This is a genomic window from Candidatus Poriferisodalis sp. (assembly GCF_965208895.1).
Taxonomy (GTDB): domain Bacteria; phylum Actinomycetota; class Acidimicrobiia; order Acidimicrobiales; family Poriferisodalaceae; genus Poriferisodalis.
The window spans coordinates 507,990-530,281 of record NZ_OZ242363.1 but is presented as its reverse complement, the minus strand read 5'-3'; the positions used below and the strand labels follow the sequence as shown (position 1 = coordinate 530,281).

Genomic DNA, 22,292 nt, shown 5'->3' with positions numbered 1-22,292 from the left:
CCTTCGGGCGCATACCGATGCGCCCGCTTCGATAAAGGAGTTTCGGTGAGCGAAGAACCCCTGGTCCTGGTCGAACAGCGCGGTTACGTGCAGATCCTCACGTTGAACCGGCCGGATGCGATGAATGCATTCAACATGGCGCTGTCGGAGGCGCTCGGAGAAGCGCTCGACGCCCTTGATGCCAATCCCGACGTTCGTGTCGGTGTGATCACCGGCGCTGGGCGGGGATTCAGCGCCGGCATGGACCTCAAGGCGTTCGTCAGCGGCGGCGGAATCGACGCGATGCCGAACCCGGCGGGGCGCGGCTTCGGCGGCATCGCCGAGCGCAGCGCGGCCAAGCCGCTCATCGCCGCCGTGGAGCGTTTCGCCTTGGCCGGAGGCCTCGAGGTGGCGCTGTCGTGCGATCTCATCGTGGCGTCGGAGGGCACGATGCTCGGCATTCCCGAGGTGGGCGTGGGTCTGTTCGCCGGTGCCGGCGCGCTGCTGCGCCTGCCACGCCAGCTTCCTTACAGCCTCGCCATGGAGATGGCGTTGACCGCTGAGCCGATCACCGCCGAAGTTGCCCACGAACACGGCATGGTCAACCGGGTCTGTCCCAAGGGCGAGGCAGTCAACGTGGCCGTCGAACTCGGCGAGCGCATCGCCCGTAACGCCCCCAAGGGCGTGCGCGCTTCCAAGGCGCTGATCCGCAACGTGCTGGGCGTGGCCGAGGACGACTTCTGGGCGTTCCAACAGCCGGCGCTCGAGGACGTCTTTGCATCGGCAGACGCCATCGAAGGAGCTACTGCATTCGCTGAGCGGCGCGATCCGAACTGGGAGGACCGCTGAGCCGCTGGACAGAACGAGGCGACATTCCCCGCGGTGCCGAGTACGACGACCGCTGGGCGCGCAAGGCCGCGCGCGGCGAGTCCATTCACGGTGAGGCCGACCTGGTCGACTCGCTGACCCCGCAAGGTGGCAGCGTGCTCGATGCCGGCTGCGGGACGGGCCGCGTGGCCATCGAGCTGGCCCGGCGCGGCTTCACGGTGGTCGGGGTCGATTTCGACCCTGCGATGCTCGACTTGGCACGAGACAAAGCACCCGAGCTGCCATGGATCGAGGGCGACCTCGCCGCCACCGTCATCGCCGACGAAGCGGGCGGGCGGCGCCGGTTTGACGCCGTCGTCGCTGCGGGCAATGTGATGATCTTCCTCGAACGCGGCACTGAAGCCGCCGTGGTCGCCAACATCGCAGCGCACCTGCACCCGGGCGGCGTGCTCGTGGCGGGCTTCCAGCTCAGCGACGGGTACATGCAGCTGCACGTATACGACGCACTCGCCGAACGCAACGGTCTGGAACTCGAAGCCCGCTTCTCGACATGGGAAGGTGCCCCGTTCGACGGCGGCGACTACGCCGTCTCGGTTCACCGCCGCAACATCTGAACACGAGACGCCCGAACGCCAAGCGCTGGTGCGAGCCGCACAAGAGGAAGCGCCAATAGGTGAACCATTCCGTTGTCGCACCAGTCGTTTCCCGCTCTTGTTCGCTGTCGCTCACGGGCCGCTCGGGCCACGGCTTCGCCTGTCGGCTCAGCCTCTCAGCGACACGCACTGACTGTCATGCAGCGACGGTCAGGTGTGTGCCTGGGCCGGGCGGCGAGGCACCCACTTCTGTCCCCAGTTCTCCAGCGCTCCCAGAACCGGCTTGAAGTCCAGAGCGGCCTCGGTGGGGATGTACTCGAAGCGAGGCGGGCGTTCTGAATACTGGCGCCGTTCGAGCAGACCGCTCTCGACGAGGTGGCTGAGTCGACTGGTCAGCACCGTGGGAGCGATGCCGAGATTGTTCTGGATGTCATCGAAACGGGAGAGTCCCAAGAGCACTGTGTCGCGCAGGATCAGGGGAGTCCACCACTCGCCCACGAGCTCAAGCGACTGCGCGATCGGACACGCCATATGCCCGAAACTCTTGCGTTTCATAGATTCAAGGTACCAAATGTCGGGGTTCAGCCAGAAGAGGGCCGAGCCGGGAGGCGGGTGGCCACCAGGCTCGCCAAGGCTGCGGCCGATCCGAGGTAGGCGAACGCCCAGCGGAAGGTGCTGATCGTGGGCTCGCCCGACGCGCTGGTACTGAGGATCGCTACCAGGATGGCGACGCCGATTGCCCCAGCGAGCTGGCGTGCTGTCTGGGCGACCGCACCGGCGACGCTGAAGTGCGCAGGGTTGACCTCGGAGACCGCCGCCCCGTTCAGGATGGCCGGCCCGGCACCGATGCCGGCCCCCAGCAGCAGCAGAGCTGGGAGCACATCGAACAGGTAGTGCGGATCCGGTCCCGCTCGCACGCAAAGCCACAGCGCACCCAGGGTGAACAGCAGCAATCCGGGGATCACGACGGCGCGGTATCCGAACCGATCCGCAAGCGGCCCGCTCACATTTGCGGAGATCAAAGCCGTGACGGGCAGCGTGACGATCGCGACGCCCACGGTCACGGTGGAGTATCCGGCGATCTCGGTGAAGTAGAGCACCATGGCCAGCAGCGACGCGAAGAAGCCGAGACCGAACAGGAAGAGCGACGTGAACGCGATGCGGAACGATGAGACGGCCAGCAGCGCTCGCGGCACGATGGGCGCCGGATGCCGAGCGGAGCGTCGGGCAACGGCGACGATCGACGCCGCGCACATCACCAGCAAGCCGAGCACCGCCGGCGAGGCCCATCCCCATTCCTGTCCCTGAACGATTGCCAGCGCAAGGCCGCCTGTCGCGCCGCCGAGCAGCGCCGCTCCGACGAGGTCAGGGGTACCGGCTTCGGGTTGACGCACGCTCTCGGTCAGCACTGCGATGCCCCAAACCAGCGCAACGATGGCCACAGGGACATTCAGGGCGTAGGCCCAGCGCCAAGAGCCGTATTCGATGAGAAGGCCACCGACGACGGGACCGACCGCGGTCGACAGCGCGAGCGTCGAGCTCCAGACCGCAACCGCAGTGCCGCGCCGTTCGATGGGCCACGCGGCGACCGCGAGCCCGAGCGATGCCGGGGCCATCATCGCCGCGCCGACCCCTTGCAGCCCGCGCATCACGATGAGTATCGGCAGCGAGGGTGCCGCAGCGGCCAATCCGGCGCCGACCACGAAGCAGGTGATGCCGATGTTGAGCATTCGCAGGCGGCCGAACCGATCGGCCCAGCGTCCGGCCACGACCAGGAAGCCTGCGAAGGTGACCATGTAGAAGGTCAGCACCCATGAGGTGTCAGCGGTGCTGGCGCTGATGAACTCCCGACCGATGTCAGGAACGGCGACATTGGTGATCGACAGGTCGAGTCCCACCACAAAGTTGGTGAGCGCCGTCGCGCCGAGCACCTTCCATGCTTGCCGCGAGACACGGGCAGTGGTCGGGGGAGTGACTTGTTTCACGATAGTCACTCTAGCGGAGAACGAGCCCGACGGCCCGTGGTCGCAATGGCGACGTGATCAGTCGGTGGGAAGGCGCGCGAGGAGCTCGATCTTACGTTCCTCGTACTCGTCAAAGCTGATCTCGTCGTTGTCGAACTGGTTCTGCACCTCTTCGACGAGACGAATCAGGTCCGCGGCCGACAGTTCCTCGTCGAGGTTGCCGTCGAGCACGGCGCCAGTGCCATCGGGCTCGTCCGTCTCGGCGACAAGCGGTCCGCTCTGGGGGATCTTGCCCATGCGCTTGGCGCGCTTGGCCTCGGCCTTTGCCTTCTTGGCCCGGTCCCTCTGCAGTTTCTCGAACGTCGTGCGACCAGCAGCCATGACTCACACCTCGCTGTAGGGATACGGGGGCTAGGGAAGCGGCACACGGGGCGAACCTCGGCACTGAGCGGTTCGTGACCTCGCTCAACGCCACAGTGCCTCGCGCCGCCGGAGCGGCCGCAGTGCCTCAGGCCGCCGAAGCGACCAGTGCGCAAACGGGGCAACCCGCTCTGCGCGATCCGACAGGCATGTTACCGGCGCTGTCACGGCGCTGGTCAGCGCGTAGGGCTCAGCGCTGCGGCCAGACGTGTCCTGAGTAGTGCGAGCGCAGCGCCTTCTTGTCGATCTTGCCGGTGCCTGTCAACGGGATTGCTTCGGCAACGACGATGTCGTCGGGCAGCCACCAAGACGCCACGCGCGGCCGGATGGCGTCGAGCACTGCGTCGGCGTCGAGCGTCGCCCCGCCGGCCAGCTCGACAATGAGCAGCGGGCGCTCGCCCCAGCGTTCGTGCGGCAGGCCGATGACCGCGGCGGCCGAGACGCCGGGCGCGGCGAGAGCGGCATTCTCCAGTTCGATCGAGCTGATCCACTCGCCGCCGCTCTTGATGACGTCCTTGGATCGGTCGGTCAGGGTCAAGTAACCCTCCGAATCCAGCGCACCGACGTCGCCAGTTCGCAGCCAGCCGCCGTCCGAGGCAGGCAGATGCGAATCCGCGAATGCATCGGGCTCGGCGAGCTCGCCGAGGTAGTACGCGCCGCACATCCACGGGCCGCGTGCCTGTATCTCGCCGACGCTGTGCCCGTCATGAGGCAAGGCGTTGCCCTGCTCGTCGGCCACCCGCAGTTCGATGCCGTACAGCTCGCGGCCGGCCTTCGCCTGGCGGGCTCGCTGATCGTCACGGCTGGCGCGCTGGACTCGATGGGTGAAGCGCCCCGACGTGCCCTGGGTCATCTCGGTCATGCCCCAGACGTGGCTGACCGTGACGCCGTAGTCGTCTTCGAGTGTGTCAGTGAGCACCCGAGGCGCGGCCGAGCCGCCGACTGCCACTTTCTCCAGGGACGGCACGGTGCGACCGGTGTCCTGGAGGTACTGCACGACGCCCAGCCAGATCGTGGGAACGCCCGCCGAGAACGTGACGTCTTCGGCTTCGATCAGGTCGACGAGCGCTTCTGGGTTCAGGTTGGGTCCGGGCAGCACGAGCTTCGCGCCGCTCATTGCCGTGGCGAACGGCAGCGCCCAGCCGTTCACGTGGAACATCGGAACGGCGCCGAGCACGGCATGGCCTGAGTGGATGTCGTGCCCGTCCCCGGTGCAGCACGCCCACGTCTGCAGCACGATCGAGCGGTGGCTTTGCAGGACGCCCTTGGGGTTGCCGGTCGTGCCCGACGTGTAGCAAAGCGTGGCGGCTGAGCGCTCGTCGAACTCAGGCCACGCGGCGGGTCCCGCGGTGCCGCCAATCCAGTCCTCATATGCGATCTCGCCGGGCAGGCCCGCGGGTGTGTCCGGACGGCCGAGCACCACCCATCGGCGGACCGAGGGCGTGCGCGCAGCGAGTCGCGCAGCGATGTCCACAAAGGACTGGTCGACCAGCACGATGCTGTCGGCGGCGTCGTTGAGGATGTATGCCAGTTGGTCGTCGTGAAGCCGCGGGTTGACGGTGTGCAGCACTGCGCCGATCCCGGTGATGCCGTAGTAGGCCTCGAGATGGCGGTGGTCGTTGCAGGCAATCGTGGCCACCCGCTCGCCAGGTGCGATGCCGTCGGCGGTCAGGGCGGCTGACAGCAGGTGCGCCCGCTTGCCGATCTGGCCCCAACTGCTGCGCGTCGTGACGCCGGCTGAGTCGACAGCCACGACATCGGTGTCAGCATGGCTGCGCGCCGCATAGGAGATGAGGGTCGAGACCAGCAACGGCCGGTCCATCGTGTTGCCGAGTAGGACCGGCTTGGCGCACTCCGCTGTCATCAGGCGCGACTCTTCGCCGACCTCGGCGTCCCGCAGCTCATCGAAGCAGGCTGAAGAAGGCACGTACGTCGTCGACGAACAGCTCGGGTTGTTCGAACGCTGCGAAGTGCCCGCCTGCGGGCATCTCGGACCAGTGGCGAATGTCTGAATAGATCGGCTCGGACCAGGCGCGCACGGGCGGAATGATCTCTTTGGGGAACTTCGCCACACCCGTCGGCACGTCCACCGTCATGCGGGGCATCTGCCGGAAGCTCTCCCAATACAGACGGCCCGACGAGGCTGCGTTTGCGTTCAGCCAGTACAGCATGACGTTGTCGAGCATCTCGTCTCGCCCCAGCGCGTTTTCCGGGTGACCGTCGCAGTCCGTCCATGCCCAGAACTTCTCCAGGATCCACGCAGCCTGACCGGCAGGCGAATCGGTGAGGCCGTAGCCCAGCGTTTGCGGCCGGGTGGACTGCTGCTTGGAGTAGCCCGAGTCCCAGTCGTTGTAGTGCTTCGCAGCCGCGAGCGCTCCGAGTTCCTCCTCGTTCGGCTCGCGGTCCTTCGGGCGGCTGCCGCGCATCACCATGTTCAAGTGGATGCCGAGACACACGTCAGGGTGACGGCTGCCCAGCGCACTGGTGACTGCGGAGCCCCAGTCGCCGCCCTGTGCGCCGAAGCGGTCGTAGCCCAAGCCGGCCATCAGCTCGGCCCAGCAGTCGGCAATCTTCTCGACGCCCCAGCCCGCCTCGGTCGGCTTGCCGCTGAAGCCGTAGCCCGGCAGTGACGGGCAGATCACGTGGAAGGCATCGGCCGCACTCCCGCCATGGGCGACCGGGTCGGCCAGGGGCTCGATGACCTTGTGAAACTCGACCACCGAACCGGGCCAGCCGTGGGTGATGACGATGGGCATCGCATCGGGCTCGGGTGAGCGGGCGTGGATGAAGTGCACGTCCATGCCGTTGACTTCGGCCATGAACTGGTCGAACCGGTTGAGGGATGCTTCGCGGGCCCGCCAGTCGTAGGTGTTGGCCCAGTAGTCGCAAACTTCTTGGACGTAGGCGAGCGGGATCCCCTGGGACCAGTCGTCCACGGGCTCTGCTTCGGGCCAACGGGTTCTCGTCAGGCGGTCCTTGAGGTCTGCCAGTTGCTCGTCAGCGACGTTGATCTGGAACGGTTCGATCTGCATTCGAGCACGGTAGTCCGCAGGTGTGACGTCGCCCCGGGGTGTACGAGGGCAGGGGCGCCCGTGCTTCAAACAGATGCGGCGCTCTTTGTTGGCTCGCGGGGTCGCAGGGGCGCCGCATAACTGCGCGCGGCCGCCCCTACCCACGCACACCCCTTGTTTCGTGGCGCGTTCGGCGGCTTGCTCAGTCGTAGACGAAGCCCAGTTCGGCGGGAGGGGGGAGTTCGCCTCCTATGTGGCCGTTGGCTCGGAGGCTGGCAATCTCGGCGGGGGCGAGGCCGGCTACCTCGTTCATGACTTCGTCGGTGTGTTGGTCGAAGAGGGGGGAGGGGCCTGCCTGTGCAGGGCGGGTTCCGTCGAGGGCGAAGGGGCTGGCTATGTGTCGCATCGCACCCGTGATGGGGTGCTCGACGATCTCGATGTGGCCCGCCAGGGGTTGATGTGCTGGTGCCGTCCAGGGGTCGCGGCAAGGCTCGGTGCGGGCGCCTGCTCGGCGCAGGGTTGCTTGGAGGTTTGCTCGGGTTCGGGTGGGGGCACCGCCGTTGGGCTCGCTCTCTTCGAGCAGGTCTGTGATGACCTGCGCAGTCTCGGTTGCGTCGGCGACGACGGCGAGCCAGCCGTCTGTTCCTTCTATGAAGCCGCTCCATGCTGCGCCGGGCTCCCGATTGCCCATCCGGCCGATGTCTCGGCCCGCCATCGATGCCAGCACGAGCGCTTCGCCGTTGTGCTGCCAGGTTCCTTCCTGCTGGGAGACGTCGATCTCGATGCCTTTGCCGGTGCTCTCGGCGTGGTGCAGGCCGCTGAGCAGGGCGAACCCTGCAGCGATGCCGGCGATGGGGTCGGGGAAGTAGATGTTGGAGATGCGGGCGCCCTCATGCTCGTAGCCCTGCCGCTGCCCGAGCCCGCCCATTGCCTCGATGATCGAGCCGAAGCCGACCGCGCCGGAGTAGGGACCGTCGACGCCGAATGCGGGCATGCGCACCAGCACGATGCTGGGGTTGACCTCGGCCAGCGTCTCGAAGTCCAGCCCGAGCTGGGGCAGCACGTGGGCCGAGAAATTGGCAACCAGGGCGTCGCAGTTGCGCACGAGTTCAAGGAACGCGGCCTTGCCTTCGGGCGTTGCCAGGGTGACCACGCAGTCTCGCTTGCCCTTGTTGACGGCGTTGAAATGGCCGCCTGCCTCGTAGAAGCGGTTGTCATGGACCAGGTGCTCGAGGCCCGGCGCCATGCCATGGTCGTAGGGCCGTTGCGTCCGGAAGCCGTCGAAAGGATTCTGCGCCTCGATCTTGATGACGTCGATATCGAGCGGCGTCAGCAGGTTGCCGATGTATGGGCCAGCCCAGGCGATGGTCATCTCGATGACCCGCAGACGACCGGTGGGGCGCAGTTTGGCGGCGGGGATGTCGGCTGGCGTTGAGCGATCCGTCGGGGTTGCGTCAGCGGCCGTCGAAGGCTCGAGCGTCGAACTGCGGGCCGCCCTGGCCGCGACTGCGGGGAGCTGGTCGGCGCCGCGATCGCTGACTCGTTGGGCCCGCACCGGCAAGCCGGGAGCGGCGAACGGCTGGATCGGGGCGGACACGGAGCCCGACGGCGTCTCGACGGTGCCGAGGAAGCCGCGTTCGGCGAGGTGCTCGTCTGCCAGCGCATCGAGCGGGGTCATCACCATGCCGACTGCCCATGGCGTTTCCAGCGCAAACTGGAACAGCTCCCGCTTGGTCCGGGCCGCGTACCACGGCTCAATGACCTCGCGAATCTTGTCGATGTGGCGGACCCTGCGGTGGCGGTGGCTCAGCTCGGGATCATCGATCCACTCGGGCACGCCGATGTGCAAGCACTGCATTTCCCAGTCGTCCCGCCGGAGGGATCCCGGGCACACGTAGCCGTCGGCGCATTCGATGGCGCCCGATGGGTACGCCGTGGGCGGGTGCGGCCCCACCAGCGGCCTCGGCCGCTCGCAGTGCAGCGAGTCGCAATAGCACAATTCCACGGCGGTCAGCAGCGCGCCCAGCCACGACACATCCATGTGGGTTTCGGCCCGTCGCAGGATCAGGTGGGCAGCCCACGCTGCCAGGCCGCCGGCGCAATATTGGGCCTGCCAGCCCGGCAGTCGCAGCGGCTCGGCACCCTCGTCGCCGTTGAAGCCCAAGAATCCGGTGGCGGTCTGCACCAGCAGCTCGTCGGCGATCACGCCCGGATCGTCGGCGCCCGCACCCCAGGCGGTCACCGTTACGAGCTTGGGCACACGTTCGCCGTCGGCAGCGCTGGTGGCAAGTCGCTGGGGATTCCACGGCCCGTCGGCAAGCCCGGCCAGGGTGTCGCTGGCGATCACCACGTCGGGCCACGACGGGTCCACGCCGTCAGCGGCGCAGTTCAGCTTTCCAGCGTTCAGATGCACATACAGCGGGCTCAGCTCGCCGGACTGCAGCGGAACATCGTCGACCGGCTGGCGCCGAGCAGGGTCGCCACCTGGCGGCTCGACCTTGACCACCGTGGCACCAGCGCCTGCCAGCAGCCGACCGGCGAACGGCCCGGCAATGCCGGAGGCCACCTCCAACACCCGCATCCCCGCCAGCGGCGGTCGCTCCGCCGCTTCGGCGTCGATCGATTCAGGCACCGGGTCACCGTACCGCCCAGCCGAGAGGCTGAGCCGATCGGCGAGGCCGTGGCCTGAGCGGCTCGTGAGCGCTGCGAACCTCGGCGGAAGCGGCAGCCCCCGTCGGGTGCACGCCGCACCACGCCGTGTGTCAGCCCTGCGCGCTCTTGAGCATGTAGTCGGGCTGGTCGTACGGCTCGATGCGTACCACTCTCAATCCGGAAACAGACTCGACGGCTGCGCTCGCGGTGGCAACGGCGTCCTCGAATGTGGGCGCCGAGCGTGTGAAGTCGAGGTAGTCGCCTTCAAGATCTGTGCCGACCACGGCATCGTCACAGCCGGCGTCGAACAGCGCATCGAGAACGGACTGTTCCATCACGCTCACGCCGTGGGTGCGAGCAATGAACGCATGGACCGGCGCTGATCGCTTCGTCATGTCCCATCCTTCGGCAAGTGTGCGCACCGGCACTTCGTCACCTTGCGCCTGACTGTACCGGCGAAGTTCTGCGCATTTCGTGGAGTGCCCCAAATCGACAGTCTGCATATTCCGCTCGGGCACACCGCAGTTCCCCATGCGTGACTCGAGCGGCCTCGCGAGCGAATAACGGTCCACCCGGCCGCGCGAGCAACGGCAAGTGCTTCCCGCACTTCCTTCTTCGGGTGTCGCGGTACCCGATCCACAGATGCAGGATAGAATCGAAATATATTAATATCTATTGAAATTAGATCTCATATAGTCCGCCGACCTCAACGTGGCCGAACCGTGATCTGAGGTTCGGTCTCCTTCCTTGGCAGCCCCGCTCAGGACGCGGCAGGTGCAGAGAGGGGTTCGGTAGGGTCCGCGGATGAGTTCCGAACATCCGCCCAACGGCCACCACACCGGCGTCACGGTCTGCCTGAGCTTTGACTTCGACGCAGTCTCGATCTGGACGGGTCCCCGTGGGTCGCGGTCGCCCAACCTGACCGCCCGCGGCGAGTTTGCAACGATCGGCGCGCACCGGCTGCTCGACCTGATGAACGAACGCAGCATCCCGACCACGTGGTTTATCCCGGGCCACACCATCGACACCTTCGGCGACGTCTGTGCCCGGGTGGTGTCCGACGGTCACGAGGTGGGCTACCACGGCTACTGCCACGAGGCCCCGTCGTCGAAGCGCGACGAAGCCGACGAGCGGGCCATCCTGACCCGCTCCATGGACTGTCTGGAACGGCTCTCGGGCAGCCCGCCGGTCGGGCACCGGGTGCCGGGCGGCAACTGCGGCGACCGCTGGATCAGCCTGCTCATGGAGCACGGCTTCTCCTATGACTCCTCGATGGCCCGCAACGACTACGCGCCCACCTGGTGCCGCTTGGGCGATGTGCCCACCACCGACGGGCCGCACCGCTTCGGCGACGAGGTGGACCTGGTGCAGCTTCCGTTCGACTGGATCCTCGACGACTGGCCCTACTTCAGCTACGACGGGCCGACGGTCCAGGGGCTGCGCACCCCCGATCACGTCTATGACGTGTGGTCGGCCGAGTTCGATTATCTGAACGTACGTGTCGGCGCCGGGGTGTTCGTGCTCACCATGCATCCCCAGTGCATCGGGCGGGGCAGCCGCATGCTGATGCTCGAACGGCTCATCGACCACATGGCGTCCCAGCCGGGCGTGACCTTCGCCACCATGGCCCAGGTTGCCGACGATTTCCGGGCTGCCGCCACGCCCGGAGACTGTGCCAATCGTCGCCTCTAGCCGGCGAGCGGCGAACCGCCGCCGGTCAACAAGCGATAGCTTGCCGCCGAGCGTCGCGACGCTGATGCAGCCGCATCACCAGACCGGGAGAGCCTGCGCATGATCGGACGACCCAGGGCGGCTGTGGAGGGCCTGCCGGAGTACAAGCCGGGCCGGTCGGCTGCGCAGGCCGCCGCCGAGCACGATCTGGCCGAGGCGATCAAGCTGGCCTCCAACGAGAACGCCAACGACCCGCTGCCGTCGGTGGCGAAGGCGGTCGCCGAAGCGGCCTTGGGCATGAATCGCTATCCCGACCACCGCTGCATGGAGGTGCGCGAAGCGCTGGCCGACCGGCACGGTGTGGGGCTCGACCAGGTCACGGTGGGCTCAGGCTCGGTGGGCGTGCTGCAGCAGCTCTTTGCCGCCTATGTCGACCCCGGCGACGAGGTGGTGTACCCCTGGCGCTCGTTCGAAGTACACCCGGTGTTCTGTGCCACCTCGGCCGCCCGCGCCGTCACCGTGCCGCTCACCGACCATGTCTTCGACCTCGACAGCGTGGCTGCAGCCGTGACGGATCGCACCAAGATCGTCGTGCTGTCGACGCCCAACAACCCGACCGGCACCGTCTGCACGACGGCACAGCTGTTGGGGCTGTTGGCCGCTGTGCCCGACGATGTCATCGTGGTGATCGACGAGGCCTACCGGGAGTTCGTCACCGACCCTGCAGTGGCCGACCCGATCGAGGCGATCCTGCCGAGGCACCCCAATGCGCTGGTGCTGCGGACCTTCTCCAAGGCGTACGGGCTCGCGAACCTGCGGGTGGGCTATGGGGTGGGGCACCCGGGCATCATCGGAGCGCTCGACAAGGTGGCCCTGCCATTCATCGTGAGCGGCATCGCTCAGATCGCAGCGCTGGCGTCGCTGGAGCCGCAGGCGGCTGCCGAGCTGGCCGAACGGGTCGCCGGCATCCTGGTTGAGCGCGACCGGGTGAACGCTGCGATGGCAGCGCAGGGCTGGCCGGTCGTGCCGAGCCAGGCCAACTTCGTGTACTTGCCGGTCGGCGACGGGGCGATGGACCTGTTCGTCCGACTGGAGCGCCAGGGGCTCGTGACTCGCCCATTCGAGGGCGAAGGCGTGCGTATCAGCCTGGGCACTCCCGCCCAGAATGACCGGCTGCTGGCCGCGCTGGGGACCTGCGACCCCACACCATGAGCTGGATTGGCTGACCAAGAGGCTGAGCCGATAGGCGAAGCCGTGGCCCGAGCGGCCCGTGAGCGACAGCGAACAAGAGCGGGGAACAATTGGTGCAACAACAGGAAGGCGCACGTACCCGTGCATTCTCTCCAAACCCGGCTAGACGGCGGCTTCGCTGATCGCCTTCCACAGCAGATCCAACTGGACGCGATCGGTTCGGGACTGGCCAACGGCCACCCGGATGATGCTGCGACCGTCCAGCTTCGACGGGGTCAGGTAGGCCACGCCGCTGTCGTTCACCGCTGCGGCGATCGCGTCGGTGGCGCGGTCTGCGGCTTGTGCGCCAGCGTCAGTCTCGTCAGCGGCCCGGCAGCGGAAGCACACCAGCGAGAACGGGTGCGGGGCGACGATCTCGAATCGGTCGTCGTCGTTGAGTTGGCGCGCCAGCTCCTGGGCCATGGCCACGTGATGGCGCACCATCTGCCGGATTCCTGTGGCCCCGTAGCTGCGAAGCACCCACCACAGCTTGAGCGCTCGGAAGCGGCGGCCCAGCGGCACCTGCCAGTTGCGGTAGTCGATCACACTGCCGGCATCGCTCTGGGCGTTTCGCAAATACGGCGGGTCGATCGACAACGCTTCAGTGAGCGCCTCTCGCTCGGCGACGTAGAACGCCGAGCAGTCGAAGTTCACCATCATCCACTTGTGCGGGTTGAACACGTAGCTGTCGACCAGCTCGGCGCCGTCGTTGTGGTGACGGAACTCGGGGCAGATCATCGCCGTGCCGGCATAGGCGGCGTCGACGTGGTGCCACAAGTTGTGTTCGATTGCAATCTCAGAGATGGCCCGCACCGGATCGACGGCGGTCGTGCCGGTGGTGCCGACGGTCGAGCCGACGAACGCCTGCACCAAGCCGGCTGCGGCGTCGGTCTCGATGGCTGCAGCGAGGGCGTCGGGCCGCATCGCCTGGTGCTCGTCGACCTCGATGAGCCGAACGTGCCCGAAACCTGCGATGTTGGCGCCCTTCTCGACAGAGCTATGCGCCTGCGCCGAGGTGTAGGCGACCATCTGCTCGGCGGGCTGGCCGCTGCGAGCGCTCACACGGTGACGGGCTGCAACCAGGGCGACATGGGTCGCGTCGGACGCACTGCCCTGCAGCACCCCGCCACCCACCGAAGTCGTCTTCCAGTGCTCGGGCAGAGCGCACAGATCCACCAGCCAGTCGAGCACGTGGCTCTCAACCTCGGTCACCGCCGGGGACGCCGACCACAGCAGGCCGATCAGCCCGAGTCCAGCGGACACCGCGTCGGCCAGCACCGACGGCGGCGAACTGTTTGCGGGGAAGTAGGCGAACCAGCCCGGATGCTGCCAGTGGGTGACGCCCGGCATCACCACCCGGTCGAGATCGGCCAGCAGGTTCTCGAACGGCTCGGGCTGCTCAGGAGCAGCGTCGGGCAGCAGCGCCCTGATGTCGCCGGGCTGTACGGTGGAAGCCACCGGCAGCGACTCGATGCGCTCCCAGTAGTCGGCGATCCAGTCGATGACTGCCCGGCCGTGCTCGCGGAACTCGTCGGGCGTCATGTGCGGGGGCGGCGACGTCATTGCCGCTGGCACGTCTGGATCGGTCTGGTCCATGGCGGCGACGCTACTGGCGGATGTTGCGGCGACCAGAGGCGAATTCGCTCAGCGCGCGAGACAGTTGTCGCGGGGCTGCACACCCGCAGCCATCGGCGGCACACGTTGCCTAGTGTGTGCGAGGCGCGCTGAAGTCATGGCGCCGCACAGCGCGCCCGCCGGCACCCCGGCAGCGCCACCGGTTGCGAGGGGAGACGAGATGGCGGACGGGGCGGGAGGCCCAGAATCAGCGGGGCCAGCATCGACACAGCCAGTCGTCGGTTACGACGTGCCGGCCGTGGAGGCGTGGATCAACGAGAACGTCGAGGGCCTCGAGCCGCCGTTCGAGTGGTCTCAGCTCGAAGGCGGCCACAGCAACCTCACCTACAAGCTGACCGCCGCCGACGGCACCACGGCAGTGGTGCGGCGACCGCCGATGGGGGAGCTGCTGCCCAAGGCCCACGACATGGGGCGCGAGTTCACGATCATCAGCGGCCTGGGGCCCACCGATGTGCCGGTGGCCATCGCATACGGCTACTGCGAGAGCCCCGAGGTGACCGGCGCGCACTTCTACGTGATGAGCTACGTCGAGGGCAAGCCCATGTTCGAGTCCGCGGATGCCCGTGAGCACCTCACCCCCGACGGCCGGGCGCATGTGGGCATGTCGTTCATGGATGTGCTCGCGGCGTTGCACTCCGTTGATCCCGACGATGTCGGGCTGGGCGAGCTGGGCAAGAAGGAGGATTACGTCGGGCGTCAGATCCGCACCTGGTATCGCTCGTGGACGGCCTCGGCGGAATCGGCGCAGTACGACACTCCCGTCGTGCACGAGCTGCACGACTTCCTGCTGGAGCGCAAACCCGAACAGGGTCCCGCACGGGTCGTGCACGGCGATTACGGGCTGCACAACTGTCTGTTCAATCCAGCCGGGGAACTGCAGGCCGTGCTGGATTGGGAGATCTCCACGCTCGGCGACCCGTTGGCCGACTTTGCGTATGCGCTGAACGGCTGGACCGAGGCGAGCGACGACATCCTGGAGGGTTCCGACCCGCCGACGCTGGTGGACGGATTCGTCGGGCGCGCCGACCTCATCGAGCGCTACGAGCAGCGCACCGGGGCCGACCTGTCGGACCTGTCGTACTACGTCAGCTTCAACCACTGGAAATCGGCGTGCATCATCCACGGCGTGTACGCCCGCTACATGCGCGGCCAAAAGCCCGCCGACGATGTCGACTTGGACCTGTACCGGGCTCGCATCGGCCGCGGCATCGAGCTGTCCGCCGCTGCGGCTGCGGCGATCTCCTAGCGCTGCGGGGCCCGGCAGACCGGCGATGCCGCGCACCGACTGGAATCCGATCCTGCGGGACGAGTTCTCCAAGCCTTACTGGCCGGTCCTGCAGCAGTTCGTCGCAGACGAGCGCGCCCAAGGGCCGGTGTTCCCGCCGCAGGACCAGGTCTTCGCGGCGCTGCACCTGACGCCCTATGCCGAGGTCAAGGTGCTGATCTTGGGTCAGGACCCGTACCACGGCCCTCGCCAGGCTCACGGCTTGTGCTTCTCGGTGCCCCGCGGCGTTCCCCAGCCGCCGTCGCTGCAGAACATTTTCGCCGAGCTGCGTGACGACCTCGGGATCGAGCCGCCGTCGCACGGCAACCTCGAAGGCTGGGCGCGTCAAGGAGTGCTGCTGCTGAACGCATTCCTGACGGTGCGTGCCCGCCAGGCGGCTTCGCATCGTTCGGCCGGCTGGGAGACGTTTACCGACGAGGTGATCCGCGCCGTCAGCGCAAAGCCCGAGCGGGTCGTGTTCATCCTGTGGGGCGCATTCGCTCGCCGCAAGAAATCGCTGGTCGACTTGACTCGCCACGTCGTCATCGAGTCGGCCCACCCGTCACCGCTCAGCGCGCACAACGGGTTCTTCGGCAGCAAGCCCTTCAGCCGCGCAAACGCCGCTCTAGCAGCCGCCGGCCGCCAGCCCATCGACTGGAGCCTGAGCGGTTAGCCAGCTCGAACGGTGGGGTACCGCTCGGCGTCGGACGAGGGTTCAGCGCAGGGTGACGCGGCCGTTGGGGGTGTCGAGCGTTGCCTCGAAGCTGACGGTGTCGCCTGCGGTCACGTCCACGTCGATGCCGATGGTGCTGTGCAGCGCCTTGATGTGGTCCGGATCGGGGTGCGTGCCCGCGAGCGAGACGAGCGTGCAGCCGGTCGGCGTGACCGTCGCCGGATGGGTGGTGTTGCCCCACTCGATGACAAAGGGGACCAGCCCAGGTCCGGCAGACATGGTCAGCGACCAGTGGATCTCCTCGCCGTCGGGCTTCACCCGGCTCATCGCCGAGATCGGGCCTGGATCCTCACCGCAGGCGGCCATGGCGGCGGTCACATCTTCGATGGTCTCGCCCTCAGATGCATGCACGGCGAACGTGATGAGCTGGCCCTCGCTCATGGCGTCGATGGCGAATGGGCGGCCGTGCGGCGGATCGGGCTGCTCGGGGTCGGGGGCGATGATCTCGAGGTAGACGTCGTCGCCGAGGGACATGAGCGTGTTGCGGGTGCCCATCCCCGGATGAGGCCCGCCCGGTGCGGCCGACATGCCGACCAGCGCCTCGACGGCTGCAGTCCCGGCTGCAAGGTTCGGTGCTGCGTAAACGATGTGATCGATGGCTGCCATGCGGGCACGTTAGCCACGGGCGGCAGACCCGTCTGCGCCTGCCGCCGCCGCCTCGCAGGGTCAGCGGCGCACCGACCAGCGAGCACAGCACCGACGACATGGTCGAGTTCATCGCCACGGCCTGCGCCGACACGTCGATGTGCTGGCCCAGCCCTGACTGGTTGCGTTCCACCAATGCGAGCGTCACTGCTGCAGCGGCCTGGCCGGCGGCATGGAGGAACGCTTGGGGCACGCCGACGCCCAGCGGGGCCCGGTCTTCGTCGCCGCACATGTGCATGGGGCCGCCCGATGCCCACACGGTGAGATCGGTGGCTGCCCAGCCGGCCTTGGGACCGGTCTGGCCGAACGGCGAGATCGAGGCGATGACGAGTGCGGGGTTGATCTCGGCAAGTGCTTCGGGCCCGAGGCCGAGCGACGCCATCTCGCCCGGATCGCCTGATTCGATCAGCGCGTCGGCACCGGCCACGAGCCGCCGCAGGGCATCGGCGCCGTCGGGTGTGGCGATATCGAGCTCGACAGATTTATTGCCCCGTGCATAGGGGGAGTGCACGAGCGAGTTGCCTCCGGCATCGAACGGCCCCAGCCGCCGCACCGGCGTGCCGCCGGGCGGCTCGACGGCGATCACTTCGGCTCCCAGCCTCGCCAGGATGAATCCCGCCAGGTGCCCCCGGTCGTCGGTCAGGTCGAGCACTCGATACGGCGACAGCAGCGTCATACGCCCGCCGAACCTATTCGCTTACGGCCCTGGGCTCAGTGTTCTGCTGCCCGGCGGCGACGGTGCGGTCAGCTTCCGGCTTCTCGGATGAGGCGTGACAGCAGCGCGGGCCGAAGCGGCTTGGTGTTGACGTTGACGCCGAGATCGGACAGAGCGTCGGCGACTGCGTTGACGATCGAGGGCACCGCCCCGATCAAGCCGCCTTCCCCGACGCCCTTGAACCCGCCGACGACATCGACCGCACCTGTGCAATGTGGGTGGCATTGGCCATGGTCACCAAGGGCGGATCGTAGAAGTCGGTCTCCTCGATGCCGAAGCTCTCGCCTTCGGGAAGATCGAAGGTGTTCATCGCGTACGCCGTCTCGGCGACTTCCCCGAACGAAAGGGCCCGGCTCGGCACGCCGGCGACGTGCAACCGGCCGCCGGCGACCACGATGTCTTCCGGAGTCGACTCGAGCATCGCCGCGGCGAGCCGCGCCAGCTTCAGCCTGGCCTTCTCCGACGCCCGTATCAGCGCCCCGCCGCCCGTCACTGCGCTGCGGCTGGCGAAGGTGTTCGTGCCATACGGCCCCGCCGCGGTGTCGCCCTCGACGACGGTCACATCTTCCAATCGGGCCCCGAGCTCGTCGGCGACGACCTGCGCGAATGTCGTGAAGTGGCCCTGCCCTGAATGAGCGTGGCTCACGAAGGCTGTCACCTTGCCGGTGGGCTCCACCTTGATCGTCCCGCTGTCGAATCCGGGCAGACGGGTCAGCCCGCGGGCACGCCACCCTGGGGCTCCCGTCCCGCTCACCTCGGTGAACGTGCAGATGCCGATGCCCCGGTACTTGCCGTCGACGAGTCGGCCCTGGGCCTCCTGGCGGGCGCGGAACTCGTCGTAGTTCGCCATCTCCATCGCTTGTTCGAGCGACTCGACGAAGCTGCCGGTGTCGTAGCGGACGCCGACGATGTTGGTCCACGGAAGCTCTGCGGTGGGCACCATGTTTCTCAGCCGAACCTCGGCTGGATCGAGCTCGAGCCGGCGGGCAATCCGGTCCATGATGCCCTCGATCGCCATGAAGCAAACCGGCTGGGCCACGCCCCGATACGCCAGCACCGGCGCGGTGTGGGTGGCGACGGCGGTGGCCGTGTAGGTGTATTCGGTGATCCGGTACGGCCCGACGATCATGCGGGCGCCGCCAGTGGTCTCGAGCGTGCAGCCGAATGGCAGCGCTGAGTAGGCGCCGCCGTTGGTCCGAATCTCGGCCTTCAGCGCGAGGACGATGCCGTCGTCATCGACCGCGGCCTGCACCCGGTAGTGGTTGTCACGGGCGTGCACATCGGTGAGCAGGGCTTCGTACCGGTCCTGGATCCACTTGACGGGCCGGCGAAGACGCAGGGCGAGCGCGGCGCAGACGAACTCTTCGGGGTAGAGGGCCGCCTTGATGCCGAATCCGCCGCCGACGTCGGGAACCACGACCCGCAGGGTTGACTCCGCGACGTCGAGGAACTCGGCCAGGGCAGTCCGCAGCAGATGGTGTATCTGGGTCGAGGAATAGAAGACGAGATTCCCCGCATGCTCGGGCACGGCAAGACACCCTCGGGGTTCGATCGGGACAGCGGTCACACGGTTCGAGTGGAAGTCTTCGGAGATGACATGGGCCGCTGCCTCGAAGCCGGCGTCCACGCCCTCGGTTGCGAATCGACCCTCGTAGTAGACGTTTCCCGGCACTGTCGGATTGACCTGCGGGGCGCCGGGATCGGTCGCTTCGCCGATCTCGGTCAACGCAGGAAGCGGCTCGTAGTCGACGTCGACCAGCTCGACGCCGTCTTCGGCGAGGTACGCGCTCTCGGCCACGACCACGGCCACTGCCTCGCCCGCAAAGCGGACTTCGTCGATTGCCAGCACGTCGCGGGTGTTGAAGCTGTAGCCGGGAAGCTCGATCTGAGCAGCGATCGGCTTCACCATTGCTGCGAGATCGATGCCGGTGAAAACGTCGACAACGCCGTCGAGCGCACATGCCTCGCTCACGTCAATCGACAGGATCCGTGCGTGGGCGTAGGGGCTCAGGACGAAGGCGAGGTGCAAGGTGTTGAGCGGCGCGGGCAGATCGTCGACGAAGCGGCCCTGGCCTCGCAGGAGGTAGTCGTCCTCTCGACGCAGGACGCTCTGCCCAACGGTGCCCTGCCCGACGGCGCCTTGCCCGACGGCGCCTTGCCCGACGGCGCCTTGTCCGACAGTGCCTTGCCCGACAGTGCGGGACCCGACGTTCGCCGGCGGCACTGGTGAGCACGAGCTCGGCCTCCAACGCGAGTGCAACGGCCGGCAGCTCCGCGAGCGGGTCGCAGTGGGCCAGGCTGCCGCAGACCGTGCCCCGGTTGCGTGTGGCGGGCAGCCCGATGTAGGGGAGCGCCTGAGCCAGCAGCGGGCACTCGGCGGCGACCAGCGGGTCGGTCTCGGCATCGATCTGGCGCACGAGCGCACCGACGACGAGGCGATCGCCGGAGACAGCGATGTAGTCGAGCTCCCGGCAGCGGTTGATCGACACGAGCACCTCGGGTCGGGCCAGCCGGAGATTCATGAGCGGAACCAGGCTCTGGCCGCCGGCGAGAATCCGAGCGTCATCGCCGTGGCGGGCCAGGGCTTCGACGACCTCGTCGAGCGACTCCGGTGCGACAAATGAGAACGGTGCGGGCTTCACGGCGACTCAGCCGACGACGGGGTGCAGCTCGGCCGTGAGAGCCACCAGCGACTCGGGTCCCACGATGGCACCGTCTTCGACGACACGTCGGCCGTCGATGTCGATCGTGTGCAGAAACAACACGGCGTCGGGGTGGTTCTCGCCGCCGCCGGGATCCCACCACGGCATGCCCATGCCGATGGCGTTGTTGCCTTGGGCCCGGGTGTCCTCGATGAACGAGTTGCCGGTGACACGGGCCGTGGGATGGATGCCGTGGGTGAAGTGGATGACATACCCGTACTCGCCGTCGGAGCCCGCCCGCCGCAGCGCTCGGTCGGCCACAAATCGCTCATTGCCTCCGCCCCCGATCGCACGGATGCGGCCGTCGATCTCGAGGCTCATGGGTGCAGCGAGCGGCGTGTAGTACTCGTGAAAAATGGCGCCGACCTCGATGCGGCCTTTCACCGTCTCGACATCGGGGAACAGCGTGCATTGGCCCGGTATCAAGACTGTCCCTGGCTTGTCGGCTCGTCGTGGCTTGGAGAATCCACGCTGACCGAGGGCGAAGCTCACGTCGGTGCCGGCGTTGTCGGTGATGCGCACGGTCTTGCCGACTGCTTCATTCACCAGCGCGTCGAAGGCATGGTGCACGGCGAAGTATTGGTCGAGATCGACCCGCCCGAACAGCCTCAACAGGCCACCGGCGTTCAGGTCGGCACCCAGCAGGTAGCGGATGTGGTTGCCCTCCATCGCCTGATCGTGAAGCCCCGAGCCAGCGAGGTAGGGGAACGTGAAGTCGATCCACACGTCTGCGGCCAGCGCCGCGGCCGAAACCGCCGGAGTGAGGTACGGGTCGGCAAGGCGGCCCTGATACGGAAGCGGCGGCATCAGCAGGACCGATGCGTTGGCACCCGCCAGCAATGATGCTTGAAGCACCGCCTGCCAAACCGCCTCGTCGCTGTCAGTGTCGGCGGTGATGAGGACGGTCTCGTCGGGTTCCAAGGCCATGTAGTCGCGCATCAGCACGTCGGCTGCGCGGGCGAGTGCGGCGGTCATGGGGTGGTTCCGCCGATGACGCGGTCGAGATAGCCGTTGAGGAAGTTGTGAACGCCCTTCTCCAGGGTGCTCATGCGCCCGGGCCGGTAGACGGGCGAGCTCATCGCCTTTTGCATCGACTCGATCATCACCCGGTCCTCTTCGAGTACCAGGATTTGGTAGTCGTGGTAGATCTTCAGCGTCTCGGCGAAGTCTGGCCGGTCGAAGAATTCCTCGGGGAACAGGTGGTAGATGACCACCCGGGTGCGGCCCTCGTCGATCGGCCACGCGACCATCGGCCGGATGCAGTCGATGCGGCCGAAGAACGTCAGGTTGGGTGATCTGTACGCAGTGCAGGCGAAGCTGTGCGGCCTGTCTTCGAGCCACGGCATCTTGCCGAGCAGCGGCTCGGCCCCCGGCGTGGGCGGGCCGGCGTTGTAGAAGATCGACAGACCGCCGTCGGGCTTGACGTTCACGTCGTCGGGCTGGAACTTGAAGTTGGCGCCGAAGCTTCCCGCGTGCAGAACACCGACGTGGTAGAAGTCCATCAGGTTCTCGTGCACGAACTTCCAGTTGCACGCAAGGTCGATTTCGAGCTTGTTGCCGAGGCGGCATTTCTCCCACCCGAGGAAAGCGAACTCGTCGTCGATCACGGCCATCGCGTCAGCCAGCGGCTTGGCATCAGGGTCGAAGTTGATGAAGATGTTGCCCCGCCAGACGTCGAGCTGCAGGGGGGTCAGTGCGCAGTCGGCGACGTCGAAGTCCTTGGTCTCGGCCATGTAGGCGGCGCCCTTGAGCTGGCCGTCGAGGCCGTAGACCCAGCCGTGGTACGGGCAGCTGAACGCCTTGAGATTGCCCGATCCGTATGCGATCTCGACGCCTCGGTGGACGCACATGTTGTAGTTGGCGTGGAGCTGACCGTCTCGATCGCGTGACAGCAGCACGGGCTCGTCGACCAGACGCAGCGCCATGAAGTCACCGGGCTCGGCCAGCTCCTCGACCCGTCCTACGTAGAGCCACTCGCGCTTGAAGTACTCGGCCACCTCGCGGCGGAAGATCTCCGGGCTGGCATAGATGGCGCCCGGCGCATGGGTTGCCTGGTCCAGCGCAGCCCTGGTGCCGCTCGGATCGACCCCAGCCGAATCTGACATCACGTCCCCCGTTTCCGCGGTTCCGCATCGCGGAATTCACCGCGCAGCCCGAAACTTAGTAGGGCACCGGCTCAACGACGAAGCCGACGAACCTGCGGGCGGGGGCCGGGACTTCCTGACGAGTCTCTCGGGTGGACGCTAAGGG

At 67.3% G+C, this 22,292-nt stretch carries 19 protein-coding genes and 2 pseudogenes; 6 read left to right on the top strand and 15 right to left on the bottom strand.

Annotation, left to right across the window (positions count from 1 at the left end):
• Nucleotides 1-45 precede the first annotated feature (45 nt).
• Entirely contained in the window at nucleotides 46-828 is a 783-nt protein-coding gene (locus tag ACOGJB_RS02505; protein WP_419839253.1) for a crotonase/enoyl-CoA hydratase family protein, read from the top strand.
• The gene (locus ACOGJB_RS02500) at nucleotides 825-1,421 is read left to right on the top strand and encodes a class I SAM-dependent methyltransferase (protein ID WP_419840662.1); all 597 of its coding nucleotides are present in this window, start codon (nucleotides 825-827) and stop codon (nucleotides 1,419-1,421) included. The genes ACOGJB_RS02505 and ACOGJB_RS02500 overlap by 4 nt, the downstream gene beginning before the upstream one ends.
• Nucleotides 1,422-1,610: 189 nt before the next feature.
• Here ACOGJB_RS02500 and ACOGJB_RS02495 read toward each other — a convergent pair whose 3' ends face one another.
• From ACOGJB_RS02495 to ACOGJB_RS02465, 7 genes are all read right to left on the bottom strand, one after another.
• A complete protein-coding gene (locus ACOGJB_RS02495) occupies nucleotides 1,611-1,955 on the bottom strand; it encodes a winged helix-turn-helix transcriptional regulator (RefSeq protein WP_419839252.1) in 345 nt (114 codons plus the stop codon).
• 26 nt (nucleotides 1,956-1,981) lie between these two features.
• Entirely contained in the window at nucleotides 1,982-3,385 is a 1,404-nt protein-coding gene (locus tag ACOGJB_RS02490) for an MFS transporter (protein ID WP_419839251.1), read from the bottom strand.
• A gap of 57 nt (nucleotides 3,386-3,442) precedes the next feature.
• Nucleotides 3,443-3,745, bottom strand: a complete 303-nt coding sequence (locus ACOGJB_RS02485) for a hypothetical protein (RefSeq protein ID WP_419839250.1) — start codon at nucleotides 3,743-3,745, stop codon at nucleotides 3,443-3,445.
• 229 nt (nucleotides 3,746-3,974) lie between these two features.
• Nucleotides 3,975-5,711, bottom strand: coding sequence for a long-chain fatty acid--CoA ligase (locus tag ACOGJB_RS02480; RefSeq protein WP_419839249.1), 1,737 nt, complete (start codon nucleotides 5,709-5,711; stop codon nucleotides 3,975-3,977).
• Nucleotides 5,686-6,816 (bottom strand): epoxide hydrolase family protein, encoded by a 1,131-nt coding sequence (locus tag ACOGJB_RS02475; protein WP_419839248.1) that lies wholly within the window; start codon nucleotides 6,814-6,816, stop codon nucleotides 5,686-5,688. The genes ACOGJB_RS02480 and ACOGJB_RS02475 overlap by 26 nt, the downstream gene beginning before the upstream one ends.
• Nucleotides 6,817-6,997: 181 nt before the next feature.
• Entirely contained in the window at nucleotides 6,998-9,427 is a 2,430-nt protein-coding gene (locus tag ACOGJB_RS02470; protein WP_419839247.1) for a CoA transferase, read from the bottom strand.
• 130 nt (nucleotides 9,428-9,557) lie between these two features.
• Nucleotides 9,558-9,842, bottom strand: coding sequence for a hypothetical protein (locus ACOGJB_RS02465; RefSeq protein ID WP_419839246.1), 285 nt, complete (start codon nucleotides 9,840-9,842; stop codon nucleotides 9,558-9,560).
• A 409-nt stretch (nucleotides 9,843-10,251) separates the two neighbouring features.
• Here ACOGJB_RS02465 and ACOGJB_RS02460 point away from each other — a divergent pair, with 409 nt between their 5' ends.
• Both ACOGJB_RS02460 and hisC read left to right on the top strand, forming a co-directional pair.
• Nucleotides 10,252-11,139: a polysaccharide deacetylase family protein gene (locus ACOGJB_RS02460; protein ID WP_419839245.1), complete on the top strand. Its 888-nt coding sequence runs from the start codon at nucleotides 10,252-10,254 to the stop codon at nucleotides 11,137-11,139.
• Between the two features lie 99 nt (nucleotides 11,140-11,238).
• Nucleotides 11,239-12,330 carry a histidinol-phosphate transaminase gene (gene hisC, locus ACOGJB_RS02455; RefSeq protein WP_419839244.1) on the top strand — a complete coding sequence of 364 codons (1,092 nt, stop codon included), beginning with the start codon at nucleotides 11,239-11,241 and terminating at the stop codon, nucleotides 12,328-12,330.
• Between the two features lie 141 nt (nucleotides 12,331-12,471).
• Here hisC and ACOGJB_RS02450 read toward each other — a convergent pair whose 3' ends face one another.
• Nucleotides 12,472-13,944: a pyridoxal-dependent decarboxylase gene (locus ACOGJB_RS02450; protein WP_419839243.1), complete on the bottom strand. Its 1,473-nt coding sequence runs from the start codon at nucleotides 13,942-13,944 to the stop codon at nucleotides 12,472-12,474.
• Nucleotides 13,945-14,143: 199 nt separating this feature from the next.
• On the opposite strand from ACOGJB_RS02450, the gene ACOGJB_RS02445 reads away from it, so the two are divergent.
• Nucleotides 14,144-15,229 (top strand): phosphotransferase family protein, encoded by a 1,086-nt coding sequence (locus ACOGJB_RS02445; RefSeq protein WP_419839242.1) that lies wholly within the window; start codon nucleotides 14,144-14,146, stop codon nucleotides 15,227-15,229.
• Nucleotides 15,230-15,254: 25 nt separating this feature from the next.
• A complete protein-coding gene (ung, locus tag ACOGJB_RS02440; RefSeq protein ID WP_419839241.1) occupies nucleotides 15,255-15,920 on the top strand; it encodes a uracil-DNA glycosylase in 666 nt (221 codons plus the stop codon).
• A 42-nt stretch (nucleotides 15,921-15,962) separates the two neighbouring features.
• Here ung and ACOGJB_RS02435 read toward each other — a convergent pair whose 3' ends face one another.
• The 7 genes and pseudogenes from ACOGJB_RS02435 to ACOGJB_RS02405 form a co-directional block, all read right to left on the bottom strand.
• Nucleotides 15,963-16,586 carry a VOC family protein gene (locus tag ACOGJB_RS02435; RefSeq protein WP_419839240.1) on the bottom strand — a complete coding sequence of 208 codons (624 nt, stop codon included), beginning with the start codon at nucleotides 16,584-16,586 and terminating at the stop codon, nucleotides 15,963-15,965.
• 97 nt (nucleotides 16,587-16,683) lie between these two features.
• Nucleotides 16,684-17,301 (bottom strand): annotated as a pseudogene (locus ACOGJB_RS02430) (CoA transferase); the annotation flags it as partial.
• 68 nt (nucleotides 17,302-17,369) lie between these two features.
• Nucleotides 17,370-17,498, bottom strand: coding sequence for a hypothetical protein (locus ACOGJB_RS02425; protein WP_419839239.1), 129 nt, complete (start codon nucleotides 17,496-17,498; stop codon nucleotides 17,370-17,372).
• Entirely contained in the window at nucleotides 17,495-19,564 is a 2,070-nt protein-coding gene (locus tag ACOGJB_RS02420; protein WP_419839238.1) for a xanthine dehydrogenase family protein molybdopterin-binding subunit, read from the bottom strand. Before ACOGJB_RS02420 ends, ACOGJB_RS02425 begins: the two co-directional genes overlap by 4 nt.
• A 34-nt stretch (nucleotides 19,565-19,598) precedes the next feature.
• Nucleotides 19,599-19,982, bottom strand: a pseudogene (locus ACOGJB_RS02415) (FAD binding domain-containing protein); the annotation flags it as partial.
• Nucleotides 19,983-19,988: 6 nt separating this feature from the next.
• Nucleotides 19,989-21,017, bottom strand: a complete 1,029-nt coding sequence (locus ACOGJB_RS02410; RefSeq protein WP_419839237.1) for a hypothetical protein — start codon at nucleotides 21,015-21,017, stop codon at nucleotides 19,989-19,991.
• Nucleotides 21,014-22,147, bottom strand: coding sequence for an aromatic ring-hydroxylating oxygenase subunit alpha (locus tag ACOGJB_RS02405; protein ID WP_419839236.1), 1,134 nt, complete (start codon nucleotides 22,145-22,147; stop codon nucleotides 21,014-21,016). The genes ACOGJB_RS02410 and ACOGJB_RS02405 overlap by 4 nt, the downstream gene beginning before the upstream one ends.
• Between the last annotated feature and the right edge of the window lie 145 nt (nucleotides 22,148-22,292).

What these genes read in the sequence shown, in the direction of transcription:
- ACOGJB_RS02495 (WP_419839252.1), bottom strand. Translation starts at nt 1,955, where the DNA reads ATGAAACGCAAGAGTTTCGGGCATATGGCGTGTCCGATCGCGCAGTCG.
- ACOGJB_RS02485 (WP_419839250.1), bottom strand. Translation starts at nt 3,745, where the DNA reads ATGGCTGCTGGTCGCACGACGTTCGAGAAACTGCAGAGGGACCGGGCC.
- ACOGJB_RS02475 (WP_419839248.1), bottom strand. Translation starts at nt 6,816, where the DNA reads ATGCAGATCGAACCGTTCCAGATCAACGTCGCTGACGAGCAACTGGCA.
- ACOGJB_RS02465 (WP_419839246.1), bottom strand. Translation starts at nt 9,842, where the DNA reads ATGACGAAGCGATCAGCGCCGGTCCATGCGTTCATTGCTCGCACCCAC.
- ACOGJB_RS02460 (WP_419839245.1), top strand. Translation starts at nt 10,252, where the DNA reads ATGAGTTCCGAACATCCGCCCAACGGCCACCACACCGGCGTCACGGTC.
- hisC (WP_419839244.1), top strand. Translation starts at nt 11,239, where the DNA reads ATGATCGGACGACCCAGGGCGGCTGTGGAGGGCCTGCCGGAGTACAAG.
- ACOGJB_RS02450 (WP_419839243.1), bottom strand. Translation starts at nt 13,944, where the DNA reads ATGGACCAGACCGATCCAGACGTGCCAGCGGCAATGACGTCGCCGCCC.
- ACOGJB_RS02445 (WP_419839242.1), top strand. Translation starts at nt 14,144, where the DNA reads ATGGCGGACGGGGCGGGAGGCCCAGAATCAGCGGGGCCAGCATCGACA.
- ung (WP_419839241.1), top strand. Translation starts at nt 15,255, where the DNA reads ATGCCGCGCACCGACTGGAATCCGATCCTGCGGGACGAGTTCTCCAAG.
- ACOGJB_RS02435 (WP_419839240.1), bottom strand. Translation starts at nt 16,586, where the DNA reads ATGGCAGCCATCGATCACATCGTTTACGCAGCACCGAACCTTGCAGCC.
- ACOGJB_RS02410 (WP_419839237.1), bottom strand. Translation starts at nt 21,017, where the DNA reads ATGACCGCCGCACTCGCCCGCGCAGCCGACGTGCTGATGCGCGACTAC.
- ACOGJB_RS02405 (WP_419839236.1), bottom strand. Translation starts at nt 22,147, where the DNA reads ATGTCAGATTCGGCTGGGGTCGATCCGAGCGGCACCAGGGCTGCGCTG.